This window comes from Nitratireductor luteus (assembly GCF_026162365.1).
GTDB classification, from domain to species: domain Bacteria; phylum Pseudomonadota; class Alphaproteobacteria; order Rhizobiales; family Rhizobiaceae; genus Chelativorans; species Chelativorans luteus.
The window spans coordinates 87,638-99,832 of the sequence record NZ_JAOANW010000009.1 but is presented as its reverse complement, the minus strand read 5'-3'; the positions used below and the strand labels follow the sequence as shown (position 1 = coordinate 99,832).

Here is a 12,195-nt window from a genome sequence, read left to right as displayed (position 1 = left end):
TTGCCATTTGCGGCGCCGGTTTGGCTGTTGGTATATATAATGCCAATAGCTGGTGTGACTGTCAATCGGAAGTGGGAAGACAGGGCGGGACTGGCAGGTTCCATCTCGAAGCGGAACGGCACCTGGAGATGTCTCAGGAACGGAGCGCCGCTTTTTCACCGGCCACTGAACATCGGGTCCCGTGGTTACGCTGAACGATATGATTCAGCAGGACGGATGACGGCGGCACCTGCGCGCCGCCGCAATCCACTCCCGGGAGGGATGGCTGGCGGTTTATTCTGCAGCCATTTTGACGATTTCTCCAAGCGCGCCGCTTTTCTGCAGATCGGCGATCGTCTGGTCGTCGAACTGCAGCACCTCGCGCAGGATTTCATCCGTATGTTCGCCGAGTAGGGGCGAACGTTGCACCTCGGTAGGGCTGTCAGAGAGCTTGATGGGATTGCCGACCGACAGATACGTGCCACGCACGGGATGCTCTACTTCGACCACCGTGCCGGTGGCACGCAGGGAAGCATCCTCGGCCAGTTCCTTCATCGAGAGGATCGGGCCGCAGGGAATATCCTTGGCGTTGAGAATGTCCATCACCTCGAACTTGTCGAGCGTCTGGGTCCATGCCTCGATCCGCGCGAAGATCTCATTGAGCCGGGGCAGCCGCGCATTGGGTGTGGCATAATCGGGATCGCTTTTCCAACCCGGTTTACCGATGACATCGCAGATTGCCTCCCAGACCGGCGCCTGGGTGATGAAGTAGATATAGGCGTTGGGATCAGTCTCCCAGCCCTTGCATTTTAGGATGCGCCCGGGCTGCCCGCCGCCGGAATCATTGCCGGCGCGCGGCACGCTATCGCCGAACTCGATGCCCTCGCCATACTGGCTGTATTCCTTCAGCGGGCCATGTGCGAGGCGCTGCTGATCGCGCAGCTTGACGCGGCAGAGATTGAGCACTCCATCCTGCATGGCGGCCGATACTTTCTGGCCGCGCCCGGTCTTGGTGCGCTGGTAAAGCGCCGTGACGATGCCGAGGCACAGATGCAGGCCGGTGCCCGAATCGCCGATCTGCGCGCCGGTTACCAGCGGCAGCCCGTCGCGGAAGCCGGTGGTGGAAGCCGCCCCCCCGGTGCACTGGGCGACGTTCTCATAGACCTTGCAGTCCTGGTACGGACCCGGCCCGAACCCCTTGATGGAGGCAACGATCATCGCCGGGTTGAGCTCCTGGATGCGCTCCCAGGTAAAGCCCATGCGGTCGAGCGCGCCCGGCGCGAAATTCTCCACCATCACGTCGCACTGCTTGATCAATGCTTCCAGCACCTTTTTGCCGTCGGCGGTCTTGGTGTTGAGCGTGATCGAGCGCTTGTTGTGGTTGAGCATGGTGAAATAGAGGCTGTCGGCATCGGGAACGTCGCGCAATTGACCGCGCGTGATGTCGCCGACACCGGGCCGTTCTACCTTGATGACGTCAGCGCCGAACCAAGCAAGCAACTGCGTGCAGGTCGGGCCCGACTGGACATGGGTGAAATCGAGGATGCGGACGCCTTCGAGCGCTTTCATGGTGGGCTCCTTACTTCTTTCCGACGACGCTTTGTGGGTTGAGATTGCCGATGCGGCCGCTTTCGGTGCCGGCTGCGGGGTCAATGACCGCATTGATGAGAGTAGGCCTGCCCGAATCCATCGCCTCGCTGACGGCGTGATAGAGCTCATCGGGCGTGGTCACGTTAGCGCCTGCTCCGCCGAACGCCTCCATCATCTTGTCGTAGCGTGCGTCCTTGACGAAGACGGTTGTGGCGGCATCCGCGCCGCCGGTCGGATTGGTGTCGGTGCCGCGATAGATACCGTTGTTGTTGAAGATGACGATGCAGACCGGCAGGTTGTAGCGGCAGATCGTCTCCACCTCCATGCCGCAGAAGCCAAAGGCGGAGTCGCCCTCGATAGCCAGCACGGGCTTGCCGGTCTCGACCGCCGCGGCGATTGCCGAACCCATGCCGACGCCCATGACGCCCCAGGTACCCACGTCGAGCCGCTTGCGCGGCTGGTACATGTCGATGATACCGCGCGCCAGGTCGAGCGTGTTGGCGCCTTCATTGACGAGGATGGCGTCCGGCCGCTCCTTGACGACCGTGCGCAAGGCGCCGAGGGCGCCGTGGAAGTCCATCGGCGCTGAATTCTTCTTCAGGCGCAACGCCATTTTCGCGATATTGTCTTCCTTCTTGGCGCTGACCGCGTCGATCCAATCCCTGGGTGGCGCGGGCCAATTGTCGCCAAGGCGCTCAAGCAGGGCCGAGACGCAGGAGCCGATGTCGCCGACCACGGGTGCCGCGATCTCGACATTGGAATCCATCTCCTTCGGCTCGATGTCGATCTGGATGAACCGTTTCGAGCCGGGCTCGCCCCAAGCTTTGCCCTTGCCGTGCGACAGGAGCCAATTGAGGCGCGCGCCGATCAGCATCACCACGTCGGAATTCTTCAGAACAGTCGACCGCGCTGCGCCCGCCGATTGCGGATGCACGTCTGGCAGCAGGCCTTTGGCCATGCTCATCTGCAGGAACGGCACGCCGCTTCTTTCGACAAAAGCGCGGATTTCCTCATCGGCCTGGGCATAGGCCGCGCCTTTGCCGAGAATGATGAGAGGGCGCTTGGCGCTCTTGAGCACGTCGAGCGCGCGCTCGATTGCCGCGGGCGCGGGAATCTGCGCGGGCGCCGCGTCGATGACGTTCACGAGCGATTTACGACCGGCTTCCGCCTCCATCACCTGCGGGAAGAGCTTGGCGGGCAGGTCGAGATACACGCCGCCCGGTCGGCCCGAAACTGCGGCGCGGATGGCGCGCGCCATACCGATGCCGATGTCTTCTGCATGCAGCACGCGGAAGGCCGCCTTGCACAGTGGTTTGGCGATGGCGAGTTGGTCCATCTCCTCGTAGTCGCCCTGCTGCAGATCGACGATCTCGCGTTCCGATGAACCTGAGATCAGGATCATCGGGAAGCAATTGGTCGTGGCATTGGCGAGCGCGGTCAGGCCGTTCAGGAAGCCCGGCGCAGACACAGTCAGGCAGATGCCGGGCTTTTTCGTCAAAAAGCCGGCAATTCCAGCCGCATAGCCGGCGTGCTGTTCGTGCCTAAAGGAGATGACGCGCATGCCCTCGGCCTGCGCCATACGGCCGAAATCCGTGATTGGAATCCCCGGCACGCCGTAGATCGTGTTAAGCCCGTTGAGCTTGAGCGCGTCGATAATAAGATGAAAGCCGTCCGTTAGTTCCCGTTCTTGTTCGGGCATCGACGACTCAACCTTTGTGGCGATGGTCATTTGACGTTCTTCCTCCTCTTCAACCGTGCCGTATAAGCGTCCCTCATCGCCCGGCAATTCTCATGCGCGACGTTCCAGAATGCAGCGGACAAGCCAGCGCGGTTGTCCATCGATTTCTGGCATAACTAATACCAAAAGTCAAACCGCATCCCCGCTTGCTAAAACGTGCTTTCGACCGCTTCGGCGTTCACCAGCAGCGGGTGGTTCGGACTCATTGCTTCTGGAGAGAAGAGATAGATGAATGTGTCACGTGGCGGTGCCGAATGCGCCTTCTCTGGCGCTTTCCACGCACGTCGAACGAGGCAGCGGTTCCCGGTGAGGATCCGGTTGGCTACGCATGATTCGCCAAAAGAAAAGGGCCGCGGATCGCCCGCGGCCCTCGGTGTTCGCTTTAGGATTGGGGATCAGACCTGCTGGCAGGCATCCGGACGCACATTCGCGCCGCCCCTCGTGTCCCTATCATTGAAGATCTGCTTGAGCAGGGCGCCGAAGGCCAGGCCAAGATTGACCCACCGCTGATCCCGGCTGGAAAGATTTTCGATGTTGCTATGCGTGTTCATATGTCTCTCCTGAGGAATTGCGAGCCGTTCGCAGCCCGTTTGTGATAGGGCCGATGTAGTGCGGTTTTGTGAAATTTTGTATACCAGATGTTGCATAGCACCTTCGCGCCTGCAGCATAGCTCGACAAGGAGGACATTTAATTCGGTAAAACAATGAGTTGGTTGAGTTGCGGCGTGGTGTCGCGGCGCAAAGTTTTACGTTTGACGCCTGGAATGCCGTGTTTTTCAGCAAAACGCCTTAAGGGGCCGCCAATCGTTTTGTCCAAATGCGAATACGGCCGCTGCTTTCAATGAAGCAGCGGCCGTTGGTGTTCGACCAGCGCGCGGGCGGCAGTTTTCTATTCGCCGGCCGCCACGACGTTGTCGCCGGCGCGCCGTGCGCGCCACCAGCGCAGGGCCAGCGGGTAGACGAAGAGAACCACCGCGACGAGCATGAAGATCGCCGAAAGTGGTCGCTCGACGAAGATCAGGGGGTCGCCCTGCGAGGACAGAAGGGACTGGCGCAACGAACGCTCGGCGAGAGGGCCGAGGACGATGGCCAACACCGCTGGCGCTACCGGGTAGTCGAGCTTGCGCAGCAGATAGCCGACAACGCCGAACAGCAGCATCAGCCACAAATCGTGCATGGTCTGGGTTGGTGCGTAGCCCCCGACGATGCAAAGCACGAAGATGATCGGCGCTAGAATGGTGAACTTGAGCGTCAGCACGCGCACGAAAAGCGGAATGAGGGCGATATTCAGGAGCACGCTGACGATATTGGCGAAATAGAGCGACCCCACAAGGCCCCAGACGAAATCCGGATGCTCAGTGAACAACAGCGGCCCTGGCCGCAGGCCCCAAATGATCATGCCGCCCAGAAGGATTGCCGTCGTCGGCGAGCCGGGAATGCCGAGCGTGATCATCGGCAGCATCGATCCGGTCGAAGCGGCATTGTTCGCCGCTTCGGGGGCGGCGACGCCCTTCATGTTGCCCTTGCCAAAGCTGTCGGGATCGTTCGATAGCGCCTTCGTCATGCCGTAGGCCATCAGCGAGGCGGGCGTGGCGCCCGCCGCCGGCAGGATTCCGACGAAATAGCCGAGCAGGCCACTGAGGCTGGCGGGGACGATATAACTCTTGATGCGCTTGAGATGCTCTTTGATCGACTGCAATCCGGCGGACACGCGGTGCGCCTGCACGTCGCCCTTGGTTTGCTCCAGCGTCCACAGCATCTCGCCGATGCCATAAATGCCGATGGCCAGGACGAGGAAGTTTACCCCGTGGAAGAAGCCGGAAATGTCGAAGAAGATCAGGCGCGGCTTACCGGAAATAATATCCAGGCCGATCGTAGCTAGGACGAGGCCGATGACGATCGAGCAGATGGTCTTGGCGATATCGCCTCCGCCGAGGCCGACGAAAGTGGCAAAGGCCAGCATCATCAGCGCGAATTCTTCCGCTGGTCCGAACTTCAGGGCGAAGGCAGCGAGCGGTGGCGCGAACAAGGTGAACAACACGACGGAAATCGTTCCGCCGATGAAAGAGGCGATCGCCGCCGTCAACAGCGCCTGATCAGCCTTTCCGGCTTGCGCCATAGGTCGCCCGTCGAAGACGGTGGCGACCGCCGTCGACGCGCCGGGAATGCCCAGCGTAATCGACGAAACCGCTCCGCCATACATGGCGCCGTAATAGACGGCGGCAAGGAAGATGATCGCAGCGTCCGGCGGCACCAGAAAGGTTACCGGCAGCAGGATCGCCACCCCATTCACCGAGCCGAGTCCTGGCATCGCACCGACGAACAGGCCGATGAGGCAGCCGATGACGAGCATGGTCAAATTCAATGGCTGAAGAGCGTCGGCCAGGCCGCCCATTAGCGGGATGAGTACCGATTCCATTGCCAATACCTTCCTGTGTTCCGTTTTGTGCGCGCTGCGTTGCGCGAAAACATGCGGTGGGTTTCTTGGGAAGCCTTAGGTCAGTATATCAACCTGTATATTGGGAAGAATAAAGGTTCCGTAATCCCCTTTGGCAGTGGAATTGTCATGAGATATTCAAAGAAAAAGAATACAAAGGACGGGATGAAGATCATCAATATGATCGACAAGGTCCATGAGTGGCCCCCGAGAAATCTCAGGTAGAATAGTAAAAACGCCATAAGGGACAGGTACATTCCCACGAAGGAGGAGGCGAGCAGAAGGAAAAACAGGGCCAGGACCGTCAGACCGACGATCCACACGGTTTGCCGATCCACGAAAGAAGAGGTGTCGCGCGATTCCGGTGTCGCATGCAGAAAGCAGCGTATGAGTATGGCCGTGCTCGAGAGGAGCATGACGACCGACAACCAGAAGGGCCAGAAGCCGGAGCCGGGACCGGAGCCGCGGATCCAGCCGATCGACAGGCCATCCGCGCTCTTCCACATGAGCCCAAGTGAAGCCAGAATGAGCAGCAGTGCTGCGGTAAATTCGGCCGTGCGAACAGTCATTCTCAATACTCCTCCCAAAGGCGGCTGATATCGATGCGTATCAGCCGAGAGATCGCTCGCCTGCATCGACGGAGGGGATCTCCTTCTGGAAATCCCCTCGGCCGAAGCAAGTCTTGGCCTCACTCGCTGGAAATCGCGGCGGCGCCGACCTTCTCGATAAGCGCCTTGTGGCGCTCCAACTGGTTGTTGTGGAATGTCGCCAATTCCGCTCCTCCCACGAACTCATCGCAGGTTAACCCGTCGGATTTGCAGAAATCCTGCCATTCCTGTGAGTTGAAGAGTTCTTGGAACAAGTTGACGTACCATTCCTGGGCCTCAGGAGACATTCCAGGCGGGCCGTTGATCGAGCGCTGCATGTAATAGACCAGATCATGCCCGAGTTCCTTCGCGGTGGGAACATCGGCGAAGGACTCCATCCGCTCATCGGTGAACTGCACCAGCGGCTTGCTCTGTTTTGCGCGCCAGAATTCCATCTGCTCGGCCGGATTGTTTACCGTTGATACGATGTGCTTGCCGACGAGGCTCTTGGCGACATCGCCGCCGCCGGGGAAGGGGATGTATGTCACGTCCGCACCGAACTCGGCCTCGAGCATAGCGAATAGGATGGAGTCCTCCTGGCCGGTGCCCGTACCGCCAACCTTGAAATCCTTGTTGGTCTTTGCCACCTCGGCGCCCCAACTCTGGAAATCGGAGATCTCCGAGTCGGACGGCACCCACAGCAGGAATGTATCGATCGCCATGCGGGCGATCGGCGTGAACTTGGTGATATCGACTCCAAGTCCCTCCTGCACCAGCGGCGTCGTGTAGAAGCTGTTCAAGGTGACCAGCAAGGTATGGTCGTCGCCGGCTTTGTCCTGAATATAGCGCAACGCCTCGGCGCCCGATCCGCCCGCCTTGTTGATCGGGATGAACGGCATGGGAGACAGATCGTTCTTCTGGATCAATCCCTGCATCAGGCGAGCGATCTGATCGGCGCCGCCCCCCGTTCCCGCCATGATAATGAATTCCACCGGCTTTCTCGGCTGCCAGTCCGCGGCCGCGGACTGTGGTGTGATGGCAAGGGCCGCTCCCACGGCCAAAGCCATTCCGAGGCCCTGTAACTTTAAATTCGCCATTCGATTTCCTCCCGTTTTACCAAGCAAATTCAGGATGATACTCGTAAGGCTATTGCAAATTTCCCGATTGCTCAGCTTACCATGGCATTTTGTATGCCAACTATCATGTCATCGCAGGAGCCTTGTAGAGTCAAGCCCTAATGCGTTGTGCATTGCATCAAATTGCTGTTCTGCCTGCCGAAGCGCTCCGGCTGTCATCCGCAGTTGCCGGTTCATTCTAAAAGACAGTTGCGTCGGCTTGTGGGCTTGACATCACGTCGCTGTGGAATACAAAATGCCAGAATAGCAGAAGATCACTACCACGGCTGCGACGCATCAAGCCAAGCCGGCCACCAGGAGAGCCGCCTTGGCGGTCAAGGGAGGAAAGACATGCTCGATAAGACCGCTATCCGGAACATGCTCGAGAAGGTTAAGTCAGAGGGGCGCGATGCGCTTACCGCCCCTGAAGGCAAGTTGCTGTGCGATGCCTACGGCATTGCAGTCCCGCAGGAGGGGGTGGCAACCAGTCCCGAGGAAGCGGCGAAACTTGCTTCCGACATGGGTTTCCCGGTGGTGATGAAGATCGTCTCAAGGGATATTCTGCACAAGACCGATGCCGGCGGCGTCATTGTCGGCGTCAAGTCGGCGGAAGAAGCTAGGACGAGCTACGACACCATCGTCGCCAATGCGCGGCGCTACAAGGCAGATGCCGAAATCGCGGGTGTGCAGGTCCAGCAGATGCTGACGGGCGGCCAGGAGGTCATCATCGGAGCTGTCACCGACGGCAGCTTCGGCAAGCTCGTTGCTTTTGGTATGGGCGGTATCCTGGTGGAGGTCTTGAAGGATATCACGTTCCGTCTGGCGCCCCTCGACAGGAACGAGGCGCTATCCATGCTCGATGGCATCCAGGCGGCTGAGATGCTCAAGGGCGTGCGCGGCGGCGATCCCGTTGACCGCGAGGCACTCGCCGACATGATCGTGCGTGTGTCTGAGTTGATTAACGACTATCCGGAAATCTCCGAGCTCGACCTGAATCCGGTCTTTGCCACGAAAGACGGGGCAATCGCGGCCGATGTGCGCATCGTCGTAGATTATAGCCAGCCGGAACCGCGCTACCGTCCGAGTCAGGACGAGATCGTCGAGGCGATGAACCGCATCATGCGGCCGAAAGCCGTCGCCGTCATCGGCGCCTCCAACGAACAGGGCAAGATCGGCAATTCGGTCATGCGCAACCTCATCGACGGCGGCTACAAGGGTGAGATTTATCCCATTCACCCCAAAGCCGACGAGATTCTCGGGCACAAGGCCTACAAGAGCGTCAAGGACGTTCCGGGCGTGATCGACACTGCGGTCTTCGCAATTCCAGCCAAATTCGTCGCCGGCGCACTGACAGAATGCGGCGAAAAGGGCATTCCCGGCGCGGTCCTCATACCCTCCGGCTTCGCCGAGGCAGGGGCGCCTGAATTACAGGAAGAGATCGTAAAGATCGGCCGCAAATACAATATCCGCATGATGGGGCCGAACATCTACGGCTTCTACTACACGCCGGAAAATCTTTGCGCCACCTTCTGCACGGCCTATGACGTGAAGGGATCGGCCGCCCTGTCCTCCCAGTCCGGCGGAATCGGCATGGCCATTATCGGCTTCTCGCGCTCGGCGAAGATGGGTGTGTCGGCCATCGTTGGCCTCGGCAACAAGTCGGACATCGACGAGGATGACCTGCTGGCCTTCTTCGAACAGGACGAAAACACCAAGATCATCGCCCAGCATTGCGAGGACCTTAAAGACGGGCGCGCCTTTGCCGAAGCCGCCAAACGGGTTTCAAAGACCAAGCCGGTTGTCGTCCTCAAGGCAGGCCGCACGTCTGCCGGGGCGAAGGCCGCATCCTCCCACACGGGTGCGCTCGCCGGCAACGACAAGATTTACGAAGACGTGTTCAAGCAATCGGGCGTCATTCGTGCCCGTTCGCTGAAGCAGCTTCTGGAGTTCGCCCGCGGCGTTCCAGTGCTGCCGACGCCGAAGGGCGAGAATGTCGTCATCATCACCGGGGCGGGCGGTTCCGGCGTGCTCCTGTCGGACGCCTGCGTCGACAACGAGCTGAGCCTGATGTCGATGCCCGACGACCTGGACGAGGCCTTCCGCAAGTTTATTCCGCCTTTCGGTGCGGCCGGCAATCCGGTCGATATCACTGGGGGCGAGCCGCCGCAAACATACAAGAACACGGTCAAGCTGGGGCTTGAGGACGATCGCATCCATGCGCTGATCCTCGGTTACTGGCACACCATCGTCACGCCGCCCATGGTCTTTGCCAAACTGATGGTCGAGGTGAAGGAGGAAATGGCGGCAAAGGGCATCGAAAAGCCGATGGTCGCTTCGCTTGCAGGTGACGTCGAAGTCGAGGAGGCGGCCGAGTATCTCTACCAGCACGGCATTCCCGCCTACGCCTATTCGACCGAACTGCCGGTCGAGGTTCTGGGCGCTAAGTATAAATGGGCGCGGGGCGCAGACCTTCTGTGATCGTTACCAGCCTGGCCTGCTACCGGGTGTGGCGCGGTCGTATCAGACCGCGCCACGCTCGGCAGGGCCTGGCACTTCCCAACATTTCTGTCGCTGTAGAGAGGTGATACCTCGATGAATATTCATGAGTATCAGGCCAAAGGCGTTCTGAAGTCCTTTGGTGTGCCCGTTCCCGATGGCGCGCCGGCCATGGATGCCGCCAAGGCGGGCGACGTGGCGGCTGGCCTTGAAGGTCCGGTCTTCGTCGTCAAATCGCAGATCCACGCGGGCGGGCGCGGCAAGGGCAAGTTCAAAGAGCTCGGCCCCGAGGCGAAAGGCGGCGTGCGCGTGGCCGATACGGTGGCCGAAGTGCGCGCGCATGCCGCAGAAATGCTCGGCAACACGCTGGTCACGGTGCAGACCGGGCCGACCGGCAAGAAGGTCAGCCGCCTTTATGTGGAAAACGGCTCGCAGATCGAAAGCGAGTTCTACATATCGCTGCTGATCGACCGGGCGACAAGCCGTGTCGCCTTCGTGGTCTCGACGGAGGGCGGCATGGATATCGAGACCGTTGCCGCCCAAACGCCGGAGAAAGTCGTCACCCTGACCGTCGATCCGGCCACTGGTTTCATGCCCCATCACGGCCGCCAAATTGCAAAGGCGCTCGGCCTTCAGGGCGAACTCGCCAAGCAGGCGAGCCTTCTGGCCTCGCAGCTTTATACGGCCTTCACCGCCACCGACATGGAGATGCTGGAAATCAACCCGCTCGTCTTGACGGGTGAGGGGCGGCTTATCTGTCTCGACGCCAAGGTTGGCTTTGACTCGAACGCATTGGAGCGGCGGCCTGAATTCGCTAGCCTGCGCGACGAGACGGAAGAGGATGAAAAGGAGATCGAGGCCTCGCGCCATGATCTTTCCTATATCGCTCTCGAAGGCGATATCGGCTGCATGGTCAACGGGGCGGGCCTCGCCATGGCGACCATGGACATCATCAAGCATCACGGCGGCGAGCCGGCGAACTTTCTCGACGTCGGTGGCGGTGCGACGACAGAAAAGGTGACGGCCGCTTTCAAGATCATCACAAGCGATCCGAATGTGAAGGGCATTCTGGTCAACATCTTCGGCGGCATCATGCGCTGCGACGTGATCGCCGAGGGGGTGGTGGAAGCCGTCAAGGAAGTGGGCTTGAAGGTGCCGCTCGTGGTGCGGCTGGAAGGCACGAACGTCGCAGAGGGTAAGAAGATCATCGGAGAGTCCGGCCTCGACGTCATCGCCGCGGACGACCTCGACGATGCGGCGCGGAAAATCGTCATTGCGGCCAAGGGAAGAAGCTGATGTCCATCCTGGTGAACAAGAACACCCGTCTCCTCTGTCAGGGCTTTACCGGCAAGACCGCCACATTCCACTCACGGCATGCCATCGAATATGGCACGCAGATGGTCGGGGGCGTAGCACCGGGGAAGGGGGGCATGATGCATCTGGGCCTGCCCGTCTTCGATACGGTGAAGGAGGCACGCGCGGCGACGGATGCCGATGCGACCGTCATCTACGTGCCGCCCTTCGGAGCGGCGGACGCGATTTGCGAGGCCATCGACGCGGAGATCCCGCTGATCGTCTGCATCACCGAGGGCATTCCCGTGCTCGACATGCAGCGCGTCAAGCGGGCGCTTTCGGGATCGCGTTCACGCCTGATCGGGCCGAACTGCCCGGGTATCATTACTGCCGGCGAATGCAAGATCGGTATCATGCCAGGCTCCATCTTCCGCAAGGGCTCCGTCGGCATCGTCTCGCGCTCCGGTACGCTCACTTATGAGGCGGTGTTCCAGACCTCGCAGAAGGGCCTTGGCCAGACCACGGCTGTGGGCATCGGCGGGGATCCCATCAAGGGCACCGAGTTCATTGATGTGCTGGAGATGTTCCTTGCCGATCCCGAAACCGAATCGATTGTCATGATCGGCGAGATCGGCGGGCAGGCCGAGGAGGAGGCGGCCGCGTTTCTTGCGGATGTGGCAAGGCGCGGCAGAAGCAAGCCCACAGTCGGCTTCATTGCCGGTCGCACCGCTCCCCCGGGGCGGCGCATGGGTCATGCGGGCGCCATCATCGCCGGCGGCAAGGGCGGGGCGGAAGACAAGATCGAGGCCATGCAGGCGGCCGGCATCCGTATCTCACCCACACCGGCGCGCCTTGGCGAGACGCTTCTAGACCTTCTCAACGGGCAGCCGGAAAGCGCGTACCTGGAAGCCGCAGGGTAGGATTTCGTGAGATTCCGATAAACGCTGAGGACGATGTGAC

The 12,195-nt window shown here is 60.4% G+C and carries 9 protein-coding genes; 3 read left to right on the top strand and 6 right to left on the bottom strand.

Annotated elements, in window-relative coordinates; all coding sequences use genetic code 11:
- Nucleotides 1-273: 273 nt before the first annotated feature.
- From frc to N1058_RS14470, 6 genes are all read right to left on the bottom strand, one after another.
- Nucleotides 274-1,548 (bottom strand): formyl-CoA transferase, encoded by a 1,275-nt coding sequence (frc, locus tag N1058_RS14495; RefSeq protein WP_265518303.1) that lies wholly within the window; start codon nt 1,546-1,548, stop codon nt 274-276.
- A gap of 10 nt (nt 1,549-1,558) precedes the next feature.
- Nucleotides 1,559-3,298, bottom strand: coding sequence for an oxalyl-CoA decarboxylase (oxc, locus tag N1058_RS14490; RefSeq protein ID WP_265518301.1), 1,740 nt, complete (start codon nt 3,296-3,298; stop codon nt 1,559-1,561).
- 404 nt (nt 3,299-3,702) lie between these two features.
- A complete protein-coding gene (locus tag N1058_RS14485) occupies nt 3,703-3,858 on the bottom strand; it encodes a hypothetical protein (RefSeq protein ID WP_265518299.1) in 156 nt (51 codons plus the stop codon).
- A 338-nt stretch (nt 3,859-4,196) separates the two neighbouring features.
- Nucleotides 4,197-5,726 (bottom strand): tripartite tricarboxylate transporter permease, encoded by a 1,530-nt coding sequence (locus N1058_RS14480; protein ID WP_265518297.1) that lies wholly within the window; start codon nt 5,724-5,726, stop codon nt 4,197-4,199.
- Nucleotides 5,727-5,806: 80 nt separating this feature from the next.
- The gene (locus N1058_RS14475; RefSeq protein WP_265518296.1) at nt 5,807-6,313 is read right to left on the bottom strand and encodes a tripartite tricarboxylate transporter TctB family protein; all 507 of its coding nucleotides are present in this window, start codon (nt 6,311-6,313) and stop codon (nt 5,807-5,809) included.
- Nucleotides 6,314-6,432: 119 nt separating this feature from the next.
- Nucleotides 6,433-7,455, bottom strand: coding sequence for a Bug family tripartite tricarboxylate transporter substrate binding protein (locus N1058_RS14470; RefSeq protein ID WP_265518295.1), 1,023 nt, complete (start codon nt 7,453-7,455; stop codon nt 6,433-6,435).
- A gap of 342 nt (nt 7,456-7,797) precedes the next feature.
- On the opposite strand from N1058_RS14470, the gene N1058_RS14465 reads away from it, so the two are divergent.
- The 3 genes from N1058_RS14465 to sucD all read left to right on the top strand — a co-directional run bounded on the left by N1058_RS14465 (nt 7,798) and on the right by sucD (nt 12,155).
- Nucleotides 7,798-9,924, top strand: a complete 2,127-nt coding sequence (locus N1058_RS14465) for an acetate--CoA ligase family protein (protein ID WP_265518294.1) — start codon at nt 7,798-7,800, stop codon at nt 9,922-9,924.
- Between the two features lie 114 nt (nt 9,925-10,038).
- On the top strand, nt 10,039-11,238 hold the full coding sequence (gene sucC, locus N1058_RS14460) for an ADP-forming succinate--CoA ligase subunit beta (protein ID WP_265518293.1): 1,200 nt from the start codon (nt 10,039-10,041) through the stop codon (nt 11,236-11,238).
- The gene (sucD, locus tag N1058_RS14455) at nt 11,238-12,155 is read left to right on the top strand and encodes a succinate--CoA ligase subunit alpha (protein ID WP_265518292.1); all 918 of its coding nucleotides are present in this window, start codon (nt 11,238-11,240) and stop codon (nt 12,153-12,155) included. Before sucC ends, sucD begins: the two co-directional genes overlap by 1 nt.
- The last annotated feature ends 40 nt before the right edge of the window (nt 12,156-12,195 follow it).